Below are 20,308 nucleotides of genomic sequence, written 5' to 3'. Positions count from 1 at the left end.
GCAGGTAAATAGGGGCCTGTGATATAACACCGGGCTGTTCCTCCGACAACCGGACCGTGCCATGAAAGCCAAGGCTGATGCGCCCTTCGTACCCCTGAATATCGCTGTATTGACCGTCAGCGACACCCGCACCCTGGACACCGACACCTCGGGCCAGGTTTTCGTCGACCGCCTCACCGCCGCCGGGCACAACCTGGCCGAGCGCGTACTGCTCAAGGACGATCTCTACAAGATCCGCGCCCAGGTTGCTCATTGGATTGCCGAAGACGTGGTGCAAGTGGTGCTGATCACCGGCGGCACCGGTTTCACCGGCCGTGACAGCACTCCCGAAGCCGTGAGCTGCCTGCTCGACAAGCAGGTCGACGGCTTTGGCGAACTGTTCCGCCAGATATCCGTGGCCGACATCGGCACCTCCACCGTGCAATCCCGTGCCCTGGCCGGCTTGGCCAATGGCACCCTGGTGTGCTGCCTGCCGGGCTCCACCAATGCGGTGCGCACGGGTTGGGACGGCATTCTTGCCGAGCAGTTGGACAACCGCCATCGCCCCTGCAACTTCGTCCCGCACCTGAAACAGGCCGCGCCTTGTGAATCCCGTGGGTAAGCCTGGCAAGACCGGCGCGCTGATGCCCGTGGAAGAGGCGCTGCAGCACTTGTTGGCGCTGGCCGAAGCTGCGCCGATCCGCGAGCCGTACGCCTTGCCCCTGGCCGAGTGTGATGGCCGGGTATTGGCGCAGGATCTGGTCTCCACCCTCGACCTGCCGGCGTGGCCGAACAGTGCCATGGACGGTTACGCGCTGCGCCTGGCGGACTGGACCGGTGAGCCGCTGGTGGTGAGCCAGCGCATCTTTGCCGGTCAGGCGCCTGAACCTCTGGCCGCGGGCACTTGCGCGCGCATCTTCACCGGCGCACCGGTGCCGCAAGGCGCCGATTGCGTGGAGATGCAGGAAAATGCCGTGGTTCACGCCGATGAGCGCGTGAGCTTTACCGAGCCCCTGCACGCAGACCAGAACATCCGCCCTCAGGGCCAGGAAACCACGGTCGGTGAACTCGTTTTGTCAGCCGGGACGCGCTTGGGCCCGATTGAGCTGGGCCTGGCTGCGTCCCTCGGCTGTGATCGTCTGAATGTAGTGCGCTGCCCGCGCGTGGCCGTGCTGTCCACCGGCGACGAGTTGATCGAGCCCGGCTTGCCGCTGGGGCCCGGCCAGATCTACAACAGCAATCGTCGCGTACTGTGCAGTTGGCTTTCACGCATGGGCTGTGAAGTGATCGACGCCGGGATCCTGCCGGATGACTTGGAACAGACCCGCACGCGATTGGCGGGCTTGGGCAGTGTCGACCTGATCCTGTCCACCGGTGGCGTGTCGGTAGGTGAAGCGGACTTCCTTGGCATCGCCCTGCGTGAAGAAGGCGAACTGGCCCTGTGGAAGCTCGCGATCAAACCTGGCAAGCCACTGACGGTCGGGCATTTCCGTGGCGTGCCGGTGATCGGCCTGCCGGGTAATCCGGCCTCGACCCTGGTGACTTTCGCACTGTTGGCGCGCCCCTACATCCTGCGTCGCCAAGGTGTGGCCGACGTGGAGCCGTTGCGGTTCGAAGTCCCGGTGGGATTCGTCTGGCCGAAACCGGGCAATCGTCGCGAGTATCTGCGCGGGCGCATCGAGCAGGGCAAGGCGATCATCTACCGTAACCAAAGCTCTGGCGTGCTGCGCAGCGCGGCGTGGGCGGAAGGGTTTGTGGAGGTGTTGGAAGGGACGACGCTGGCACTCGGTGATCGGGTTAATTTCATCCCGCTGAGCGAAGTCCTGAACTGAACACAAGTCCAAATGGGAGAGGGGGCTTGCCCCCGATAGCGGTGCTTCAGCCACACATCAGGTGACTGACACTCTGCCATCGGGGGCAAGCCCCCTCCCACATTTGGACCTTTGTGTGCCTGTGGCTATTCAGTAGTCGTCGCCACGCTCCGTGACGTCCCGCTCCACAGGCCGCGCTTCCGGGTCATAGCCCACCGGGAACTTGCCCTTCAAGGTCCAGGCAAACGCAATGATCTCCGCGATGGTGCGGTACAACTCCTCCGGAATGCTGTCGCCCAGTTCCATGCGCGCCAGCAGCTTTACCAGCTCGGCGTTTTCATAGATCGGCACTTCATTTTCCCGCGCCAACTTGAGGATGGCTTCGGCCAGGGCATCGTCGCCCTTGGCGGTCAGGGTCGGCGCTTGCTGGCCGTCGTACTTGAGGGCAATCGCCTGGCGCGGTGGGTTGGAGTTCTTCATGCGGTTTCATCCACCCAGCGTTGCTCCAGTCCGGTTTTCGGCCCGCGTGGTGGCGTACCCAGGTGGCAATCGAGGTCGCCGACGTTGATCCCCGAAGTCACCAGCCGCTCGCGCAAGTTGCCCAAATGGCTTTCGATCAGGCTGGCGGTGAACGGGCGTGTTGCCCACAGTTGGCTCGACAGTTTGCCCTGGGTCAGTTGTGCCTGGACCTGCAACGGCCCCAGCGGCTCCATATCGAATGCCAGCTCGACGCGCCATAGCATTTGCTTGGGGTCTTTGCGGTCTTTGCGTTCGGGCTGGTCTTTGTCTGGCGCCGGTTCTTCGCGCTGGAACTTGACCTGCAACGGCACGATGTCCTGCAGCGTGCGCATAGGGATTTCCAACTGCCAGGTGGTTTGCAGGCGGCCATCGGCGGTAGTGCCGGTCTGTTCCAGACTCGACAGTTGGTGGCTCTGTAACCTGGAAATGGCCCCGGCTGCCAGACGCAGCAGGTTTTCCAGGTCGCCTTCGCCTTCAAGCTTCGCCATCAGCCGCTCGGGCAGTGGAAAGCTGACCGGTGCCTGCCGCGCGCTGACTTGGCCCAGCGTGTTCAGTGGGCTGCGCACAAAATTGGGCAATACCTGGGCCAGCGTGTTGGCCGCAAGAATGGCGTTGAGGTTGGTACTGGCGGGCAGGGCGGGCAATAGGTCCGCGACAAGGCGCAGCAGTGCGCCCTTCATGTCCAGTGGTGGTATTTGGGGATTCTGTCCTGCGAGTAATTTGGCCTCCAGAAAGGCGCCGCTGTTCTGAATCACTTGGGCCAGGACTTTGGGGTTACTGACCTGTGCCAGATCGGGCAGCGCCGCGAGCAAACGGTCGGCGGCGGCGCGCAGGTCGGCGGAGGTGCTATCGCCACGGGGCAGGTTTTGCAGGGCAGTGAACACCGCATCCAGGGAGCCCTGGCGACTTTGCTGGGTCGACAGTTGCTGGGTGACCGCCAATTGATCCTTGAGCCCGCTCAGCGGCACAAAATTCAAGGTCTGCGCGTTCTGCACCACGGCGCTGAGCAGGCTGCCTACGCGCAACGGCTGTGGGCTTTCCACCGTCAGTGTCGCGCCGGCCAGGGCGTTATTCAGCACCGTCACCAACGAACGATAGATCGCCGGTTGCGCCGTGCCCTGGGGCAGCATCTGAGTGGTCAATACCTTGGCTTGCAACAGCGTACCTTCCGGGACTTTGGCGGTATCGATGCGGGTGAGGGCGGCGACGTTGGCACTCAAAGCCTGTTGCAGGCTGAGGGTCAGATTGCCCGCTGGCGTCTGGCTCACCGCCACATTGCTGCCTAAGGGCAATGGCTGCGCGCTGCTGGCCTGCACCAGCGTCTGGCGGCCGCCGTCCAAGGTCAGCTTGAGCAGCAACTGAAAGGCTTCACCGCCTTGTTTAAGGGCGATGACTTCGGCATTCGCGGTTTTCCCAGGGTCGATCAGCCCAATCTGCGGCTCCAGCAGTTTCAGCAGTGCTCCAGGCGCAGGCGCGGAGCTTTGCCCGGCTGCCGGGGTGGGAGGAAGCGTAGGAAGGTTGATCTCGCCGGTCATCGTGCGCATCGTCTCTGGGGAAATTGCCCTCTTTAGCGTAGGGCATCGCATGTATAATGCCGCCCGTCTGCAAAGAGAGCGCTAAAAACCTCACAACTATTTGATCCAGCTCTCTAAAATCGGTCGCCAAAGCCGTTATTGTGCTTCTTTCTATAACGGCCGCTGCACCGCCGACTTGAACCGTAAAGGCCCGCGATCTCTTGACCAGCCCTCTTCTTGAAGCCGTAGCGCTCTCCTGTGAACGCGACTTGCGCCTGCTGTTCGAGCACCTCGACCTGCGTGTGGCGGGTGGCGATATGGTGCAGATCAGCGGTCCCAACGGCAGCGGCAAAACCAGTTTGCTGCGCCTGCTGGCCGGGTTGATGCAACCCACGGCCGGTGAAGTGCGGCTTAACGGCAAGCCCCTCAACGAACAGCGCACCGAGCTTGCACGCAACTTGATCTGGATCGGCCACGCCGCCGGCATCAAAGATGTGCTCACCGCCGAAGAAAACCTCAGCTGGCTCAGCGCCCTGCACCATCCTGCTTCCCGTGACGCCATCTGGCTGGCCTTGGCCGCCGTCGGCCTCAAGGGTTTCGAAGACGTTCCCTGTCACACCCTGTCCGCCGGCCAACAGCGCCGCGTGGCCCTGGCGCGCCTGTACCTGCCGGGCCCGCCACTGTGGATTCTCGACGAACCCTTCACCGCCCTCGACAAACAAGGCGTCGCCCAGTTGGAAGAGCACTTGGCGCGGCATTGCGAGCAGGGCGGAACCGTCTTGCTCACCACCCACCACACCCTGGCGCGCATGCCCGCCGGTTACCGCGACCTTGATCTGGGCCGGTGGTCGGCATGAGTGTCTTCGCCCTGCTGGTCGCCCGCGAAGCACGGCTGCTGTGCCGTCGCCCGGCTGAACTGGCCAACCCGCTGGTGTTCTTTGCCATCGTGATTGCGCTGTTCCCGCTGGCGGTCGGCCCCGAGACTAAACTGTTGCAAACCTTGTCGCCGGGGCTGGTGTGGGTCGCGGCGCTTTTATCGGTTCTGCTCTCGCTGGACGGGCTGTTTCGCAGTGATTTCGAAGACGGTTCCCTGGAACAGTGGGTCCTTTCGTCGCACCCTTTGCCACTTCTGGTACTGGCCAAGGTGCTGGCACACTGGGCTTTTTCCGGCCTCGCGCTAGTCTTGCTCTCGCCGCTGTTGGCGATGATGCTGGGCTTGCCCGTCGAATGCCTGCCGGTATTGCTTTTGTCCTTGTTGCTCGGCACGCCAGTGCTCAGCCTGTTGGGGGCCGTGGGCGCAGCGTTGACCGTCGGTTTGAAGCGTGGTGGCCTGCTACTGGCCCTGTTGATTCTGCCGTTGTACATCCCGGTACTGATCCTTGGCAGCGGCGCTTTGCAGGCTGCGCTCATGGGCATGCCGGCGACCGGTTACCTCCTGTGGCTTGGTAGCCTGACCGCCCTGGCGGTAACCCTGACACCCTTTGCTATAGCCGCCGGCCTGAAGATCAGCGTCGGCGAATAATGAGGTCTGACCCAGCGACATTGTCAGCTCTTCAACATAAGAAAGACCCTACGCCTCTCGCAATGACGAGAAGCAACCGTGAGAAACAGCAATGAACTGGACCTGGTTTCACAAGCTCGGCTCGCCCAAATGGTTCTACGGCATCAGTGGCAAACTGCTGCCTTGGTTCAGCATCGCCGCCGTGTTGCTGATCGGCATCGGCCTGGTCTGGGGCCTGGCCTTCGCGCCGCCGGACTACCAGCAAGGCAACAGCTTTCGCATCATCTACATCCACGTGCCTGCCGCGATGCTGGCCCAGTCCTGCTACGTGATGCTGGCGGTATGCGGTGTCGTCGGCCTGGTCTGGAAGATGAAACTCGCGGACGTTGCCCTGCAATGCGCCGCGCCCATCGGCGCGTGGATGACCGCCGTGGCGCTGGTCACCGGCGCGATCTGGGGCAAACCCACCTGGGGCTCGTGGTGGGTGTGGGATGCGCGACTAACGTCCATGCTGATCCTGCTGTTTCTGTACTTCGGTCTGATTGCCCTGGGCAACGCGATCAGTAATCGTGACAGCGCCGCCAAGGCCTGCGCGGTGCTGGCGATTGTCGGCGTGATCAACATCCCGATCATCAAATACTCGGTGGAGTGGTGGAACACCCTGCACCAGGGCGCCACCTTCACCCTCACCGAAAAACCGGCGATGCCCGTGGAAATGTGGGCACCGCTGCTGTTGATGGTGCTGGGCTTCTACTGTTTCTTCGGCGCCGTGCTGCTGATGCGCATGCGCCTCGAAGTGCTCAAGCGTGAAGCCCGCGCCAGTTGGGTCAAGGCCGAAGTGCAACGCAGCCTGGGAGCGCGCGGATGAGTTTTGCTTCTTTCAGTGATTTTCTCGCCATGGGCCACCACGGCCTGTATGTCTGGACGGCCTACGGCATCTGCCTGGCGGTGCTGGCCCTCAACGTCGCCGCGCCGATCCTGGCCCGCAAGCGTTACCTGCAACAAGAGGCGCGTCGTCTGCGCCGGGAGACCGAAAAGTGAATCCGCTGCGTAGAAAACGTCTGATGATCATCCTCGCCATCATGGCCGGCGTCGGCATTGCCGTGGCCCTGGCCTTGAGCGCGCTGCAACAGAACATCAACCTGTTCTACACCCCGACCCAGATCGCCAATGGCAAAGCACCGGTTGATACCCGCATCCGCGCCGGTGGCATGGTGGAGAAGGGCTCGTTGAAACGTTCCGGCGATTCCCTCGACGTGACCTTCGTGGTTACCGACTTCAATAAGGCCGTGACCATCACCTACCGTGGCATCCTCCCGGACCTGTTCCGCGAAGGCCAGGGCATCGTCGCCCTGGGCAAACTCAACGCTGACGGCGTGGTGGTGGCCGATGAAGTGCTGGCCAAGCACGACGAAAAATACATGCCGCCGGAAGTCACCAAGGCGTTGAAAGAAAGCGGCCAATCGGCACCAACCCCAGCGAAGGAGGGCTAAGTGATGACGTCCGCACTGTTTATTCCTGAGTTGGGCCAATTGGCGATGATTCTCGCCTTGTGCTTCGCCATCGTGCAGGCCGTGGTGCCGTTGCTCGGTGCCTGGCGCGGCGACCGCCTATGGATGAGCCTGGCGCAGCCGGCCGCCTGGGGGCAGTTTGCCTTTCTGCTGTTCGCGTTTGGCTGCCTGACCTACGCCTTTATGACCGACGACTTTTCCGTCGCTTATGTCGCCAATAACTCCAACACCGCGCTGCCTTGGTACTACAAGTTCAGCGCCGTGTGGGGCGCCCACGAAGGTTCGTTGCTGCTGTGGGCGTTGATCCTCGGCGGCTGGACCTTCGCTGTATCGGTGTTCTCGCGCCAATTGCCGCAAGTGATGCTGGCGCGGGTGCTGGCGGTGATGGGCATGATCAGCATTGGTTTTTTGCTGTTCCTGATCATGACCTCCAACCCTTTCAGCCGCATCCTGCCGCAGATTCCATCGGATGGGCATGACCTCAACCCCTTGCTGCAAGACATTGGCCTGATCGTGCACCCGCCGATGCTCTACATGGGTTACGTCGGTTTCTCCGTGGCCTTCGCCTTCGCCATCGCCGCCTTGCTTGGCGGGCGTCTGGATGCCGCGTGGGCGCGCTGGTCGCGGCCATGGACCATCGTCGCCTGGGCGTTCCTGGGTATCGGCATCACCCTCGGCTCGTGGTGGGCCTACTACGAACTCGGCTGGGGCGGGTGGTGGTTCTGGGACCCGGTGGAAAACGCCTCGTTCATGCCGTGGCTGGTGGGCACTGCACTGATTCACTCGTTGGCCGTCACCGAAAAGCGCGGCGTGTTCAAGAGCTGGACCGTGTTGCTGGCCATCGCGGCATTTTCCCTCAGCCTGCTGGGCACATTCCTCGTGCGTTCGGGTGTGCTGACCTCGGTGCACGCCTTTGCGTCCGACCCGGAGCGCGGCGTGTTCATCCTGATCTTCCTGCTGTTTGTGGTTGGCGGCTCCCTGACCCTGTTCGCCCTTCGCGCGCCGGTGGTCAAAAGCCAGGTCGGCTTCAATCTGTGGTCGCGGGAAACCCTGCTGCTGGGCAATAACCTGGTGCTGGTGGTGGCCGCGTCGATGATCCTGCTCGGCACTCTGTACCCCCTGGTGTTGGATGCCCTGAGCGGCGCCAAACTGTCCGTCGGCCCGCCGTACTTCAACGCGTTGTTCATCCCGTTGATGGGTTTGTTGATGGTGGTGATGGCGGTCGGCATGCTGGTGCGCTGGAAGGACACCCCGGTCAAATGGCTGGTCGGCATGTTGATGCCGGTACTGCTCGGCAGCGTGGCCCTGGCCGTGGTCGCCGGGATTGCCTATGGCGACTTCAACTGGGCGGTGCTCGCCACCTTCCTGCTCGCCGCCTGGGTATTGCTGGCCGGTGTGCGCGACATCTTCGACAAGACCCGCCACAAAGGCCTGGTCAAAGGCCTGCCGACGCTGACCCGCAGCTACTGGGGCATGCAGATCGCCCACATCGGCATCGCCGTGTGTGCGCTGGGCGTGGTGCTGTCCAGCCAGAACAGCGCCGAGCGCGATCTGCGTCTGGCGCCGGGCGAGTCCATGGACCTTGCTGGGTACCAGTTCATCTTCGAGGGCGCCAAGCACTTTGAAGGGCCGAATTTCACGTCGGACAAAGGCACCGTGCGGGTAGTCCGCAACGGTAAGGAAATCGCCGTATTGCACCCCGAAAAACGCCTGTACACCGTGCAGAGCTCGATGATGACCGAAGCCGGTATCGACGCGGGTTTCACCCGTGACCTCTATGTGGCACTGGGCGAACCGTTGGGCGAGGGCGCCTGGGCAGTGCGCGTGCATGTGAAACCGTTTGTGCGTTGGATCTGGTTCGGCGGTTTGCTCACTGGGTTTGGCGGTTTGCTGGCCGCGCTGGACCGGCGTTATCGGGTCAAGGTCAAGAGCCGAGTGCGTGAAGCCTTGGGTATGCAAGGAGCGGCGGTATGAAGCGTTGGTTGATGGTGTTGCCGCTGGCGTTGTTCCTGGTGGTGGCGGTGTTCCTGTATCGCGGCCTCTACCTGGATCCGGCAGAGTTGCCTTCGGCGATGATCGGCAAGCCTTTCCCCGAGTTCTCGCTGTCGAACGTGCAAGGAGACAAGACGCTGACCCGTGCCGACTTGCTGGGCAAACCGGCACTGGTCAACGTATGGGGCACATGGTGCATTTCCTGCCGCGTCGAACACCCCGTGCTGAATAAGTTGGCTGAGAAGGGCGTGGTGATCTACGGCATCAACTACAAGGACGACAATGCGGCGGCCTTGAAGTGGCTGGCCGAGTTCCACAACCCGTACCAACTGGACATCCGTGATGAAGACGGCAATCTCGGTCTCAACCTCGGCGTTTACGGCGCCCCGGAAACCTTCTTCATTGATGCCAAGGGCGTGATCCGCGACAAATACGTCGGTGTGATCGACGAGGTGGTCTGGCGCGAGCAACTGGCTGCCAAGTACCAGGCGCTTGTCGATGAGGCCAAGCCATGAAGCGTCTGTTAGTCGCTGCCGTGCTGGCACTGGGTTTGGCGGGTGTGGCCCACGCCGCCATCGACACGTACGAATTCGCCAAGGACGGTGACCGCGAGCGTTTCCGCGAATTGACCAAGGAACTGCGCTGCCCCAAGTGTCAGAACCAGGACATCGCCGACTCCAACGCTCCCATCGCCGCCGACCTGCGCAAAGAGATCTTCCGCATGCTGGGAGAGGGCAAGGACAACCAGCAGATCATCGACTTCATGGTCGATCGCTATGGTGATTTCGTGCGCTACAAACCGGCCCTCACCGGCAAGACCGCGCTGCTCTGGTTCGGCCCAGCAGGGCTGTTATTGGCCGGCGTGGTGGTGATGGCGGTGATCGTACGCCGTCGCCGCGCAGCGCCGACCGATGGTTCCGACGCGCTGTCCCCCGAAGAGCGTAAACGCCTCGACCAATTGCTGGACACCAAGACTGATGATTGATTTCTGGCTCGCAGCCGGCTTGCTGCTTCTGATTGCCCTGAGTTTCCTGTTGATCCCTGTGTTGCGCGGCCGCCGTGCCCAGCGCGAAGAGGATCGCACCGCGCTGAACGTGGCGCTGTATCAAGAACGCGTCGCCGAGTTGCAAGTGCAGCAGGACGAAGGCGTGCTCAACGCCGCGCAACTCGACACCGGTCGCGCCGAAGCCGCCCGCGAACTGCTGGCGGATACCGAGGGTGTGGAAAAACCCCGCGAATCGCGCCTGGGCAAACCGCTGCCATTGCTCGCCGCCGTCCTCGTCCCTGTCCTTGGCTTGGGCCTGTACATGCACTTTGGTGCCAGCGACAAGGTCGAGCTGACCCGCGAATTCTCACAGCCACCGGTGTCCATGGAAGACATGACCCACCGCCTGGAACGCGCGGCTGCGGCCCAACCGGATTCGGCCGAAGGCCTGTACTTCCTCGGTCGCGCCTATATGGCCCAAGACCGCTCCGCAGACGCCGCGAAAGTGTTCGAGCGCACCGTGGCCCTGGCCGGGCGCCAGCCGGAGCTGCTGGGGCAGTGGGCCCAGGCGCAGTACTTTGCCGACAACAAACAGTGGTCGCCCAAGGTGCAGGCGCTCACTGATGAAGCCTTGAAGCTGGACCCGAAGGAAGTCACCAGCCTGGGCTTGCTGGGCATTGCGGCATTTGAAGGCAAGCGTTATCAAGAGGCCATCGACTACTGGACCCGTCTGTTGGCCCAACTGCCACCGGAAGATAATTCCCGTGCTGCCCTGCAAGGCGGCATCGACCGGGCTGCGCAAAGTCTGAAGGAGAGCGGGGGCAGCGTCGCCCAGAAGGCTGTGATGAAGGTACGTGTGGACCTCTCCGCCGACGTGAAGGCCAAGGCCTTGCCAACCGACAGCGTGTTCATCTTCGCCCGCGCCGTTAGTGGCCCGCCGGCACCTCTGGCGGTCAAACGCGTCACCGTCGCCGAATTGCCTGTTACCGTCGAACTGGGTGACGCCGATGCAATGATGCCGCAATTGAAACTGTCCAACTTCCCCGAAGTCCAACTGGTTGCGCGCATATCCCGGGCCGGTCAACCAACCACTGGCGAGTGGATCGGCCGCAGCCAACCCCTGGCCAGCAGCACCACTGCGCTGCAACAGCTGACCATCGACAGTCCGGACAAGTAATTTTGAGGAAACGCCTATGACGACCGCATTCGCACGCATCACCTTGCTCAGCCTGGTACTGGGCCTGAGCGCCTGTGCGGTCCATCGGCCACCACCTGGCCCGACCGGCCCGACTATCCCGCCGTCCGGCCCCTCGACTCAGCCGAGCACCAAGCCTTCCGGCCCGGTCACCCCGCCACCGAAGCCTGTGCCCACTAAATCGCCGACCTTCGCCCCACCACCGGGCGCCGCCAGCCATTGGGACGGCAAGATGCAGGTGTACGTGCTTGATGACCAACCGGACACGTTCTACCGCCAGCGTACCTACTACCGCTGGAGCAACGGCTGGAGCCGCTCCATCAGCCCCAATGGGCCGTGGGAAGACACCAACGTGCAAGGTGTGCCGCCGGGGTTGAGCAAGCAGTACGCGCAATGACAAAAGGCGACCTTCGGGTCGCCTTTTTCACGCCTGTGAATTCCATCCTTTCAGGCACTGAAGTTCAAATACGGGAGGGGACTTGCTCCCGATAGCGCCAGGTCAGTCACTGATTAGCTGAGTGTGGCATCGCCATCGGGGGCAAGCCCCCTCCCATAGTGGATCTCCTCAGCCCTCAGGCCACGGAGGCGCCGGTACCGTGCCGCTTCTCATATGTTCATCAGTTTCGCCGCAATGGCATTCCAGCCCGCCGGTTCATGGATCATGGTTAGGTAGTCATGGCCCGCGAAGAACTGCCCCTGAAACGTGTGCTTAGCCATGATCTCCTTGATGATCATCGTGGCAGGGCCCAAGCCGGTATTGCCGGTTCGGGCATCGAGTGCACGACCTCGCACTTGAGTGGTGATTGCGGCGCCGAGCATCATCTTTCTTTGTTCAAGCTGCTTGATCTGATCTGCTCGGGATAAACCGGCGAGGCTGGCTTGCGGCATATCGCCGAAGTTGGGGTTCTGTTCAAGAAAGGCCGCCCACTGCAACTCCATCGCCGCCACCTTGCACAGGGCGGCGTAACGGTCGCTGACCATCAGCCTGGCCAGTTCAAGTTGGAAGCTGACCATGATGAGCGGGATTTTCCCGACCAGGCCAATGCCGGTAAATGAAAGCAAGGTCGAGGTGGTCGAGATGGCCATTTCTGTGCCTCGAAATGCGAGCTTCTTGAACTTTACCTCGATGGCCAGTTGCAGCCATTTAATCGCATCACTGATTTGTTCATCACCAGCGGCGAAGGGTTGATAAGCCGCCAGCATTTTTGACAGCCGACGCAGATGTATCGCCGTAGAGGTCGTGGCAGACGCGTGCCTGGCCGCATAGAAGGGCGCGGGAATAGGCGAGATCGCCGGGCTTATCGCCGCCACTCCCACCCCGGTTGCGCCAACACCCAAGCTTTTGTATTTGCGGTGTGAAAGCATCTTTTGGGTTTTGGGCGAGGGTCCGCAATTGCCGTTTTTGACAAAGTACGGGTTGAGTTTCAACCCGCTTTTTTCGCAGACCTTCATATAACTTCTGGCGGCGCCTATGGTTGTGATGATGGGGTGAAGGCCAGCCAGTCCGGAAAGAAGGCTAAAGAATATGTCTTCTTTTGACTGTTCTGTTTGAGCGGTTTCACGTACTTGCGCTGCGATTGAGTCGGGCACTGTTTCGTCTCCGTTGAGGGGAGAAGGGATAGGAGCCTGTACCGTAGATAAGCACCGTAGTGCTGGCTGTAGGATTGTTCGGGGAGGCATCACTCGTCTTTGTGGTGGCGCCGAACCTGATGCGCGGCGGGTCGCACTCGGGTAATGTGGCCGCCGCCGGCCTGGCTGCCGAAGGATTGCTGGATATACTTTTCAGTGATCGCTATCCGCCCAGCCTGTTGCAGGCGGCATTTGTACTGGCCATCGGGCCGAGCTGATGCAAGCCAGGCGCCGCGAAGGGCTTCCTGTGGTGCATAAGTCTGGCGACAAGCGAAGAGGGTGTATTGATGGCGGGCAGGTTGATCTATCTCATCGGGCCATCGGGTTCGGGCAAGGACAGCCTGCTGGATGCCGCCCGTCCGCAGTTGGCCGAGCGCGGCTGCCGCATCGTGCGGCGCGTCATCACCCGTTCGGCGGAAGCCGTGGGCGAGGCGGCGCACGGTGTGAGCGCGGAGCAGTTTGCGGTGATGCGTACCGAGGGGGCGTTTGCCCTCAGTTGGCAGGCCAACGGCTTGTCCTATGGCATTCCACGGGAAATCGACGATTGGCTGGCGGCGGGGGATGACGTTCTGGTCAACGGCTCGCGTGCACACCTGGCGCAGGCCCGCGCGCGTTATCCGCAGATGCTGGTGCTATTGCTGACCGTGGATCAAGGCGTGTTACGCCAGCGCTTGATCGCGCGGGGACGAGAGTTGCCGGCCGACATCGAGGAGCGCTTGGCGCGCAATGCGCGGTTTACTCAAGAGCTGATCGCCGGCAGTGGTTCAGGGTTGTTTGTGCTGGATAACTCCGGCCCCTTGGATCACACGGTCGAGCGCCTGCTGCACTGCCTGGATGCTGGGCATTCGGTATGCGCCTGATCCTGCTCCGCATCGGCGAGTTTGGCTGGTGATCTTCATGGCTCGCAGATCGTTGTTCCAAATCGTGCCTTGAGCGCTTTGCGGCCCTTTGGCGTCACACTCAGTGCGCGGCTATCCAGGTCCTGTGTTACCCATTCACAGCGAACAGCGTTTTGCAAAAGCGCCGCGCCCAAAGCACCCGCCAGGTGCGGGCGGCGCATGCTCCAGTCCAGGCAGGCGCAGGCGAATCGCCGTCGTTGCGTGCGCAGCGCCGCCACATCGATCCCAAGTTCAACCATCGCCTTGTCGCCGTGTGCGCTGAGTTGGTAGCTGTCGTTCCCGGTCAACCAGCCGGCCTCAATGAAATGGTCGTGCAGCGTGACCGCCAACGTACCCGCCATGTGGTCGTAGCAGGTGCGCGCAAACTGCAGACGCGTGGGCGTGCTCGGCACAAACGCCTTGGCGCTGTTGCGGCTGATCACCATCAACCCTTCAATCGCCTGGGCCACCGACGGACCGGCGAGGCTGTAGTAACGGTGACGCCCCTGCGTGTGCAGCGTGATCAAGCCGTCGTCCTTGAGCCGGGCCAAGTGCGCGCTGGCGGTTGAGGTGCTGACCTCGGCAATCACCGCCATTTCGGTACTGGTACGCGCATGCCCATCCATCAGCGCGCAGAGCATTTTCGTGCGCGCAGGTTCTGCAATTGCGCCGGCGACCTGTGAGAGTGCGGCGTCGTCGTCCTGGCCATTCATATTTCGTTCCTGAGCGAATCGTTACCGGGTGAGGTGGCTGATAGTAGCGGTTCTTCGTGAACAGGACGTCCTGAATGACACCGCTTGAAGCCGCTACCCACGCTGACCCTTATGACTATTACTCACGCCTGAGATGTACTGGCGGGTTGCTGTTCGACGCTGAACTTGGGCTGTGGGTCGCCAGTACAGCCGAGGTGGTTGCGGCTGTTCTGGCTCACCCGGATTGTCGAGTACGCCCGCATCACGAGCCGGTGCCTGCTGCGATTGCGCAAGGCGCTGCAGGCCAGGTATTTGCCAGCTTGATGCGGATGAATGAAGGGACGGCCCATCGATGCCCGCGAGCAGCAGTCGAACCGGCATTGGCTGGCGTAGGCGTCGGGACCGTCGCGGAGGTGGTCGGCAGCCTTATCGACCGCGTGGATAACCTGGAGGCGTTGATGTTCACCTTGCCGGTCTCGGCGGTTGCGGCGTTGCTGGGTTTTCCAGCTGGGCAGACAGCAGCGGTTGCCGAGCTGACACGGGATTTCGTCGCCTGCCTCTCGCCGCTGAGCAACGAGGCCCAACGGCATAACGCCGACATCGGAGCGTCGCAGTTGACGCAAATGTTTGGCAACGTACTTGAAGCTTCGGCGTTGATGACGCACATCCGCACAGGCGACTGGATGGACACTGACGTGTTGACCGCGAACCTGATCGGGCTGCTGTCACAGACCTGCGAAGCCACGGCCGGCCTGATAGGTAACACATTGGTGATGCTCGCCCGGCAGCCTGATCTGCTGGAGCAGGTTCAGCACGCGCCCGCCCAGGTCATGGCGCTGGTTGAAGAAGTGGCGCGCTTCGATTCCCCAGTGCAGAACACTCGGCGGTTTGTTGCCGACCGGTGTGTCATCGGTAACCGCGTGCTGGAGGCCGGGGATACCCTTCTGGTGGTGCTGGCGTCCGCCAATCGTGACCCTGCGGCAAACCCGATGCCCGATAGGTTTGTGCTTGAACGCCCGCAGCGGCGCAGCTTCAGCTTTGGTTTCGGCGCTCATCAATGTCCTGGCCAGCGGCTGGCGTTGATCATTGCGTCCCAAACCATCCTTGCGCTGCTCCGTCGCCAGCCTGCCTTGCTGGCGGGCGGGGGGTCATTCGGTTACTGGCCGTCGCTCAACGGGCGGATTCCGAGGTTTCACTCGGCAGCGCTCAACATTCGGTAAAACCACCGCCAGTCAGGCTGAGAGGTTCTGTGCTTGAGCAAAGATAACTCTAGGGTTGTTTTTGTTCAGGCCAAGCCAAGGAGGCTGGGGTGCAAAGCAGGTGATTGATCAAGGAGCTGCAAGAGGCTGGATGGGTACTGGATCGCGTCACGGGCAGTCATCATATTTTTATCGAATGGGGCGATGACTTTACCGCCACCGGCATTCAAATCCCCGATATTCCAGGCGCTGTCACCGCCGGGGACAGCTTTGAAGAGGCTTGCAACGCTGCCGTGTAAGTCGCGCACATCCTGCTGCAGGAGATCGCTGCAGAGGGCGGGACGATTCCGATGCCAACGTCAGTCGCGAACCATCGCGCTCATGAGGACTATGCGGGGATGGGCTGGGGGATACTGGCGTTGGAGATCTCGCCTTATCTGGGCAAGACCGAGAAGGTCAATGCGACCTTGCCCGGTTATGTCATCCAGCGAATCGACCGTTATGTGCGTGAGCACAAGGTCAAAAGCCGCTCGTCATTTCTGGCGGACGCGGCTCTGGAGAAGTTGGTGCGCTCTTAAGCGGTTGCGACCGCCACCCGCCGGGACGCACTCAGGAACCGCAACAACGCCACCAGCGGGAATGCGCTGCCGACCAGCATCACCCCGAGCCAGCCGCCGTGTTCATACACGCTGCTGGCAATCGCTGAGCCAAAGGCGCCGCCGATGAAGATGCTGGTCATGTACAGCGCGTTCAAACGGCTGCGGCTGTTGGCGTCGAGGGCGTAGATGGCGCGTTGGCCCAGGACCATGTTCATCTGCACGCAGAAGTCCAGGACCACACCGGTTACCGCCAGGCCGATCACGCTGTACAGCGGGTGCACGAAAGCCGGCAGGAAGCTCAGCGCGGCGAACAGCATCGCCAGCAACGAAGCGCGGTGAGTGTGACCGGCGTCCGCCAGGCGCCCGGCGATGGGCGCGGCGATGGCGCCCAAGGCACCGACCAGGGCGAACAGGGCGATTTCGCTCTGGCTCAGGCCGTGATTACGCGCCAGCTCCAGTGGCGCGGCGGTCCAGAACAGGCTGAAGGTGGCAAACATGCAGCCCTGGTAAAACGCGCGCTGGCGCAACACTGGCTGGCGACGCAACAAGGTGCCCAGCGAGCCCAGCAATTGGCCATATGTGGCGCTGTGGTCGGGTTGGCGCTTGGGGATGGTCAGCATCAGCACCACGCTGATAAACGCCATCAACCCCGCCGCCGCCATGAACATCGCACGCCAGCCGAAGTGGTCCGCCACCACGCTGGAGACCGGCCGTGCCAGCAGGATACCCAGCAACAGACCGCCCATGATGCTACCGACCACACGGCCACGGGACTCGGCAGGCGCCAGGTGCGCGGCCAGCGGGATCAGGATCTGCACCGATACTGAACTGAATCCGATCAGCAGCGACACCAGCAAGAACAGGTTCGGCTGTGCGGTGAACGCTGCGCCCAGCAGGCTGGCGATGGCCACCACGGTGGTGAGGATCATCAGCTTGCGGTTTTCCAGCAGGTCGCCCAACGGCACCAGGAAGAAGAGTCCCAGGGCATAACCGATTTGCGTCAGGGACACGATCAGGCTGGCCATGGCCGGCGTAAGGCCGATGTCCGGGGCGATCAGTTCAATGATCGGTTGCGCGTAGTAAATGTTGGCAACGATGGCGCCGCAGCAGAACGCAAACAGCATCACCATCCCGCGGGTCATGGTGCTTGTAGTGTGGGGAGTAGCGTTCATGGTGTTCTCATAAAAGCGGAGGAAGATGGCGAGCGAGAGTAAAGCCAAGGCGTACGCACGAGTAGGGCGCTCGTGGTGATATCACTTATGCTGGCTGATGATACATTCAGAAACAACTAAGGTGGTGTGACACTACCGATGCAACGGCCATACAGACAGCCAAATGTGGGAGGGGGCTTGCCCCCGATGGCGGAGTGTCAGTCACTGGGTGTAGTGGCTGACACGCTGCTATCGGGAGCAAGCCCCCTCCCACATTTTTTACCGCGTTTCTTAGTTATTGACCGGAGTAGATCTGGTCGAAGATGCCACCGTCATTGAAGTGGGTCTTCTGTACGGTGCGCCAGTCACCAAAGGTTTTCTCCACCGACAGGAAGTCGACTTTCGGGAAGCGGTCGGTGTACTTGGCCAGTACTTTTGGATCACGCGGGCGCAGGTAGTTGTTTGCGGCGATTTCCTGGCCTTCCGGCGACCACAGGTACTTCAGGTAGTCTTCGGCGGCCACGCGGGTGCCTTTCTTCTCGACCACTTTGTCGACCACTGACACCGGCGGCTCGGCTTCAGCGGAAACGCTTGGGTAGATCACTTCAAACTGATCACGGCCGAATTCACGGGCGATCATTTCGGCTTCGTTCTCAAAGGTCACCAGCACGTCGCCGATCTGGTTGGTCATGAACGTGGTGGTCGCTGCACGGCCACCGGTGTCGAGCACAGGCGCTTGCTTGAACAGCTTGCCGACGAAGGTTTTCGCCTTTTCTTCATCGCCGCCGTTCTTGAGCACATAACCCCAGGCCGACAGGTAGGTGTAGCGGCCGTTACCCGAGGTTTTCGGGTTAGGCACGATCACTTGCACGCCATCCTTGAGCAGGTCCGGCCAGTCTTTCAGCGCCTTGGGGTTGCCCTTGCGCACGATAAACACGGTGGCGGAGGTGAACGGCGCGCTGTTGTTGGGCAGGCGCGTGACCCAGTTGTCTGGCACCAGTTTGCCGTTGTCGGCAAGGGCGTTGATGTCGGTGGCCATGTTCATGGTGATCACGTCAGCTGGCAGACCGTCGATCACCGAACGCGCTTGTTTGCTGGAACCGCCGAAGGACATTTGCAGGGTCAGCTTGTCGTTCGGGTGCTCGGCTTCCCAATGCTTCTGGAAGGCGGCGTTGTAGTCCTTGTAGAAATCGCGCATTACGTCATAGGAGACGTTGAGCAGTGTGACCGGTGCGGCGTGCACGGCGCCCGCCAGGGCAAGACCGGCGGCCAGGAGAGAGGCGGTAACGAGTTTTTTCACTGCTCATTCCTTGTTGTTCGGGAGAAGGGGTAAGGCCATTTGCCAGCGACTATAGCCGGGGCGCCATAGTCGCTTAAAGATTAAAAAGAACTTTGCTTATTCCACTTTCTTGAAAAGATTGCTGCCGCAGCGCGAGCAGAACGCCGCATTGGGCTCGTGGCTGTTTTTCTTGCACACCGGGCAGTCGGTTTGCAGCTGTTCACCGCGCATGGCACTGGCCAGCTCGGCGGTAAAAATGCCCGTGGGCACTGCGATGATCGAGTAACCGGTGATCATCACCAGTGACGAAATCACTTGGCCCAGCGGCGTCTTCGGAACGATATCGCCAAAGCCCACGGTGGTCAGGGTGACGATGGCCCAATAGATGCCTTTGGGAATGCTGGTAAACCCGTGTTCCGGGCCTTCGATCACGTACATCAAGGTGCCGAACACCGTCACCAGGGTGCATACGCTCACCAGGAACACCACGATCTTCTGCTTGCTGCCGCGCAACGCCGCCATCAGGTAGTTGGCTTGCTTGAGGTACGGGCTGAGCTTGAGCACGCGGAAAATCCGCAGCATGCGGATGATGCGGATGATCAGCAGGTACTGCGCATCGCTGTAATACAGCGCAAGGATGCCGGGCACGATGGCGAGCAAATCCACCAGCCCGTAAAAACTGAAGGCATAGCGCAACGGCTTGGGCGAGCAGTACAGGCGCAGCCCGTACTCGATCAGGAAGATGACGGTGAAGCCCCACTCGATATACGCCAGCACATTGGCGTAGTTCTGGTGGATCTGGTCGATGCTGTCGAGCATCACGATCACCAGGCTAGCAAGGATGATCAGCAACAAGATGCCGTCAAAGCGCCGTCCGGCGACGGTGTCGCTCTGAAAAACCATGACGTAGAGCCGCTGGCGCCAGTCGTTGTTGCTGTCCATAAGTCCCGCCCGAATCGAAGATCGAGCAAGCCTAGGGGGATTCGAAGGGGCTGTCCATGCGCGGTTTCTGCACGATTCGGCGACCGGCGCGTACCAGCCAGCAGGCGAGGATAAACGGCGCGGTGAGCGCGGGCAGGTGCAGGGCGGCAAAGCCCGGTGTCAGAAGGATCGCCAGCAGGATGCCGAGCAGCGGCAGCCAGGCTTGGCGACGCGCTTGGCTCAGGGCCAGGGCCGCGAGGGCCGGGTTGTAGCTGTGCAGGCCGAGGAGGGCGCCGGTGCTGTCCTCCAGCATGACGCCGATCAGCACGCCGGCGCTGGCGCCGATCAAGGCCCAGATGGCCGCGCGTCGGTTGGCGAGCCACAGGCCAAGTGCAATCAAGGCGCCGGCCATGGGCTGATCCAGCAGCATGATTTGCGCCAGGCCAGTGAAGGGCGCGCTGAACAAAGCCAGGGCGTCCGGCGCGCCCAGGGCAAAGGTGTTTGGCGCCGCAGTGCCCAGCAGCAGCCAACCCAGCATGACAAACGGCGCGGTGTAGGCAGGCAAGTCATCCGGTTGCGTCGCGTGCTTGAGCCATTGCCGCGTGAGAATCGCACTCAGGCCGCCACACGCCAGGATCAGCGGCGGCAACAAGGCAGACCACGCGAAATGCTCGCTGATCAACAAGCCCAGCAACACGCCGTTGTAGCTATATAAGCCAGCTTGGCGTTCAGCTTTGGGATAACCCCGGCGCTGGGCCGTGAGCAACCCGGCCACGCCACCCAGCAGCGCACCGCCGAGCAAGGCCGGAGCGCCGATCAGGATGGCCAGTAGGCACAGCAAGCCGCACAGCGGCTGGCGTTGCAGGAAGATTTGGCTGAAGCCGTTGAGCAGCGCTTCGGCCCAGTCGGGGCAGGTCTGGTTGTGCATGATGGGGATTCAGTGAGACTGAGTT

General features: G+C 61.8%; 22 protein-coding genes and 2 pseudogenes. 16 read left to right on the top strand and 8 right to left on the bottom strand.

What is annotated here, in order from left to right:
- The first annotated feature begins 61 nt into the window (after positions 1-61).
- Both moaB and ACKZ62_RS19850 read left to right on the top strand, forming a co-directional pair.
- A complete protein-coding gene (gene moaB / locus ACKZ62_RS19855; RefSeq protein WP_032889090.1) occupies positions 62-601 on the top strand; it encodes a molybdenum cofactor biosynthesis protein B in 540 nt (179 codons plus the stop codon).
- A complete protein-coding gene (locus tag ACKZ62_RS19850) occupies positions 585-1,811 on the top strand; it encodes a molybdopterin molybdotransferase MoeA (RefSeq protein ID WP_447095705.1) in 1,227 nt (408 codons plus the stop codon). The genes moaB and ACKZ62_RS19850 overlap by 17 nt, the downstream gene beginning before the upstream one ends.
- Positions 1,812-1,940: 129 nt before the next feature.
- On the opposite strand, the gene ACKZ62_RS19845 is transcribed toward ACKZ62_RS19850, so the two are convergent.
- Both ACKZ62_RS19845 and fliK read right to left on the bottom strand, forming a co-directional pair.
- Entirely contained in the window at positions 1,941-2,270 is a 330-nt protein-coding gene (locus tag ACKZ62_RS19845) for an EscU/YscU/HrcU family type III secretion system export apparatus switch protein (protein ID WP_095184239.1), read from the bottom strand.
- Positions 2,267-3,844, bottom strand: a complete 1,578-nt coding sequence (gene fliK / locus ACKZ62_RS19840) for a flagellar hook-length control protein FliK (protein WP_122680111.1) — start codon at positions 3,842-3,844, stop codon at positions 2,267-2,269. Before fliK ends, ACKZ62_RS19845 begins: the two co-directional genes overlap by 4 nt.
- Positions 3,845-4,044: 200 nt before the next feature.
- Between fliK and ccmA the strand changes: the two genes are divergently transcribed.
- The 10 genes from ccmA (at position 4,045) to ACKZ62_RS19790 (ending at position 11,404) form a co-directional block, all read left to right on the top strand.
- Positions 4,045-4,680, top strand: coding sequence for a cytochrome c biogenesis heme-transporting ATPase CcmA (gene ccmA / locus ACKZ62_RS19835; RefSeq protein WP_122680110.1), 636 nt, complete (start codon positions 4,045-4,047; stop codon positions 4,678-4,680).
- Entirely contained in the window at positions 4,677-5,345 is a 669-nt protein-coding gene (gene ccmB / locus ACKZ62_RS19830) for a heme exporter protein CcmB (RefSeq protein WP_003189951.1), read from the top strand. Before ccmA ends, ccmB begins: the two co-directional genes overlap by 4 nt.
- Positions 5,346-5,436: 91 nt before the next feature.
- On the top strand, positions 5,437-6,192 hold the full coding sequence (locus ACKZ62_RS19825) for a heme ABC transporter permease (RefSeq protein WP_447095704.1): 756 nt from the start codon (positions 5,437-5,439) through the stop codon (positions 6,190-6,192).
- On the top strand, positions 6,189-6,365 hold the full coding sequence (gene ccmD, locus ACKZ62_RS19820; protein ID WP_003172771.1) for a heme exporter protein CcmD: 177 nt from the start codon (positions 6,189-6,191) through the stop codon (positions 6,363-6,365). Before ACKZ62_RS19825 ends, ccmD begins: the two co-directional genes overlap by 4 nt.
- A complete protein-coding gene (gene ccmE, locus ACKZ62_RS19815; RefSeq protein WP_447095703.1) occupies positions 6,362-6,817 on the top strand; it encodes a cytochrome c maturation protein CcmE in 456 nt (151 codons plus the stop codon). Before ccmD ends, ccmE begins: the two co-directional genes overlap by 4 nt.
- Positions 6,818-6,820: 3 nt before the next feature.
- Complete coding sequence (locus ACKZ62_RS19810) at positions 6,821-8,809, top strand: heme lyase CcmF/NrfE family subunit (RefSeq protein ID WP_095184240.1); 1,989 nt, start codon at positions 6,821-6,823, stop codon at positions 8,807-8,809.
- Positions 8,806-9,342, top strand: a complete 537-nt coding sequence (locus tag ACKZ62_RS19805) for a DsbE family thiol:disulfide interchange protein (protein ID WP_032889103.1) — start codon at positions 8,806-8,808, stop codon at positions 9,340-9,342. The genes ACKZ62_RS19810 and ACKZ62_RS19805 overlap by 4 nt, the downstream gene beginning before the upstream one ends.
- Positions 9,339-9,812: a cytochrome c-type biogenesis protein gene (locus tag ACKZ62_RS19800; protein ID WP_032889105.1), complete on the top strand. Its 474-nt coding sequence runs from the start codon at positions 9,339-9,341 to the stop codon at positions 9,810-9,812. Before ACKZ62_RS19805 ends, ACKZ62_RS19800 begins: the two co-directional genes overlap by 4 nt.
- Positions 9,805-10,989: a c-type cytochrome biogenesis protein CcmI gene (gene ccmI / locus ACKZ62_RS19795; RefSeq protein ID WP_032889107.1), complete on the top strand. Its 1,185-nt coding sequence runs from the start codon at positions 9,805-9,807 to the stop codon at positions 10,987-10,989. Before ACKZ62_RS19800 ends, ccmI begins: the two co-directional genes overlap by 8 nt.
- 16 nt (positions 10,990-11,005) lie before the next feature.
- Positions 11,006-11,404 carry a hypothetical protein gene (locus tag ACKZ62_RS19790; protein WP_032889109.1) on the top strand — a complete coding sequence of 133 codons (399 nt, stop codon included), beginning with the start codon at positions 11,006-11,008 and terminating at the stop codon, positions 11,402-11,404.
- Positions 11,405-11,613: 209 nt separating this feature from the next.
- Here the strand turns inward: ACKZ62_RS19790 and ACKZ62_RS19785 are convergent, their stop codons facing one another.
- The gene (locus ACKZ62_RS19785; protein WP_447095702.1) at positions 11,614-12,597 is read right to left on the bottom strand and encodes a hypothetical protein; all 984 of its coding nucleotides are present in this window, start codon (positions 12,595-12,597) and stop codon (positions 11,614-11,616) included.
- A gap of 95 nt (positions 12,598-12,692) precedes the next feature.
- On the opposite strand from ACKZ62_RS19785, the pseudogene ACKZ62_RS19780 reads away from it, so the two are divergent.
- Both ACKZ62_RS19780 and phnN read left to right on the top strand, forming a co-directional pair.
- Positions 12,693-12,924, top strand: a pseudogene (locus tag ACKZ62_RS19780) (alpha-D-ribose 1-methylphosphonate 5-triphosphate diphosphatase); the annotation flags it as partial.
- Positions 12,924-13,496: a phosphonate metabolism protein/1,5-bisphosphokinase (PRPP-forming) PhnN gene (phnN, locus tag ACKZ62_RS19775; protein ID WP_447095701.1), complete on the top strand. Its 573-nt coding sequence runs from the start codon at positions 12,924-12,926 to the stop codon at positions 13,494-13,496. The pseudogene ACKZ62_RS19780 and the gene phnN, both read left to right, overlap by 1 nt.
- Before the next feature lie 35 nt (positions 13,497-13,531).
- Here phnN and ACKZ62_RS19770 read toward each other — a convergent pair whose 3' ends face one another.
- Positions 13,532-14,227 (bottom strand): ArsR/SmtB family transcription factor, encoded by a 696-nt coding sequence (locus ACKZ62_RS19770; RefSeq protein ID WP_447095700.1) that lies wholly within the window; start codon positions 14,225-14,227, stop codon positions 13,532-13,534.
- Positions 14,228-14,301: 74 nt separating this feature from the next.
- Between ACKZ62_RS19770 and ACKZ62_RS19765 the strand changes: the two genes are divergently transcribed.
- On the top strand, positions 14,302-15,426 hold the full coding sequence (locus ACKZ62_RS19765; protein ID WP_447095699.1) for a cytochrome P450: 1,125 nt from the start codon (positions 14,302-14,304) through the stop codon (positions 15,424-15,426).
- A 107-nt stretch (positions 15,427-15,533) separates the two neighbouring features.
- A pseudogene (locus ACKZ62_RS19760) lies at positions 15,534-15,983 on the top strand (type II toxin-antitoxin system HicB family antitoxin).
- Here ACKZ62_RS19760 and ACKZ62_RS19755 read toward each other — a convergent pair.
- From ACKZ62_RS19755 to ACKZ62_RS19740, 4 genes are all read right to left on the bottom strand, one after another.
- Complete coding sequence (locus ACKZ62_RS19755; protein ID WP_081797774.1) at positions 15,980-17,176, bottom strand: MFS transporter; 1,197 nt, start codon at positions 17,174-17,176, stop codon at positions 15,980-15,982. The pseudogene ACKZ62_RS19760 and the gene ACKZ62_RS19755 overlap by 4 nt on opposite strands.
- Positions 17,177-17,450: 274 nt before the next feature.
- Positions 17,451-18,455 carry a sulfate ABC transporter substrate-binding protein gene (locus tag ACKZ62_RS19750; protein ID WP_447095698.1) on the bottom strand — a complete coding sequence of 335 codons (1,005 nt, stop codon included), beginning with the start codon at positions 18,453-18,455 and terminating at the stop codon, positions 17,451-17,453.
- A 96-nt stretch (positions 18,456-18,551) separates the two neighbouring features.
- Positions 18,552-19,376, bottom strand: coding sequence for an ion transporter (locus ACKZ62_RS19745; protein ID WP_032889122.1), 825 nt, complete (start codon positions 19,374-19,376; stop codon positions 18,552-18,554).
- Positions 19,377-19,407: 31 nt separating this feature from the next.
- On the bottom strand, positions 19,408-20,283 hold the full coding sequence (locus ACKZ62_RS19740; RefSeq protein WP_032889124.1) for an urea transporter: 876 nt from the start codon (positions 20,281-20,283) through the stop codon (positions 19,408-19,410).
- Positions 20,284-20,308 lie beyond the last annotated feature (25 nt).

Source organism: Pseudomonas sivasensis (assembly GCF_052938085.1).
Note: the sequence above shows the minus strand (reverse complement) of the source record. Positions and strands in the feature narration are given on the sequence as shown.

Excerpts from the sequence above, each read along its gene's own strand:
- ACKZ62_RS19745 (WP_032889122.1), bottom strand. The coding sequence starts at position 19,376 with ATGGACAGCAACAACGACTGGCGCCAGCGGCTCTACGTCATGGTTTTT.
- ACKZ62_RS19790 (WP_032889109.1), top strand. The coding sequence starts at position 11,006 with ATGACGACCGCATTCGCACGCATCACCTTGCTCAGCCTGGTACTGGGC.
- ACKZ62_RS19825 (WP_447095704.1), top strand. The coding sequence starts at position 5,437 with ATGAACTGGACCTGGTTTCACAAGCTCGGCTCGCCCAAATGGTTCTAC.
- ACKZ62_RS19770 (WP_447095700.1), bottom strand. The coding sequence starts at position 14,227 with ATGAATGGCCAGGACGACGACGCCGCACTCTCACAGGTCGCCGGCGCA.
- phnN (WP_447095701.1), top strand. The coding sequence starts at position 12,924 with ATGGCGGGCAGGTTGATCTATCTCATCGGGCCATCGGGTTCGGGCAAG.
- moaB (WP_032889090.1), top strand. The coding sequence starts at position 62 with ATGAAAGCCAAGGCTGATGCGCCCTTCGTACCCCTGAATATCGCTGTA.
- ACKZ62_RS19805 (WP_032889103.1), top strand. The coding sequence starts at position 8,806 with ATGAAGCGTTGGTTGATGGTGTTGCCGCTGGCGTTGTTCCTGGTGGTG.
- ccmI (WP_032889107.1), top strand. The coding sequence starts at position 9,805 with ATGATTGATTTCTGGCTCGCAGCCGGCTTGCTGCTTCTGATTGCCCTG.
- ACKZ62_RS19755 (WP_081797774.1), bottom strand. The coding sequence starts at position 17,176 with ATGAACGCTACTCCCCACACTACAAGCACCATGACCCGCGGGATGGTG.
- ACKZ62_RS19740 (WP_032889124.1), bottom strand. The coding sequence starts at position 20,283 with ATGCACAACCAGACCTGCCCCGACTGGGCCGAAGCGCTGCTCAACGGC.
- ccmD (WP_003172771.1), top strand. The coding sequence starts at position 6,189 with ATGAGTTTTGCTTCTTTCAGTGATTTTCTCGCCATGGGCCACCACGGC.
- ACKZ62_RS19800 (WP_032889105.1), top strand. The coding sequence starts at position 9,339 with ATGAAGCGTCTGTTAGTCGCTGCCGTGCTGGCACTGGGTTTGGCGGGT.
- fliK (WP_122680111.1), bottom strand. The coding sequence starts at position 3,844 with ATGACCGGCGAGATCAACCTTCCTACGCTTCCTCCCACCCCGGCAGCC.
- ccmB (WP_003189951.1), top strand. The coding sequence starts at position 4,677 with ATGAGTGTCTTCGCCCTGCTGGTCGCCCGCGAAGCACGGCTGCTGTGC.
- ACKZ62_RS19765 (WP_447095699.1), top strand. The coding sequence starts at position 14,302 with ATGACACCGCTTGAAGCCGCTACCCACGCTGACCCTTATGACTATTAC.
- ACKZ62_RS19845 (WP_095184239.1), bottom strand. The coding sequence starts at position 2,270 with ATGAAGAACTCCAACCCACCGCGCCAGGCGATTGCCCTCAAGTACGAC.
- ACKZ62_RS19810 (WP_095184240.1), top strand. The coding sequence starts at position 6,821 with ATGACGTCCGCACTGTTTATTCCTGAGTTGGGCCAATTGGCGATGATT.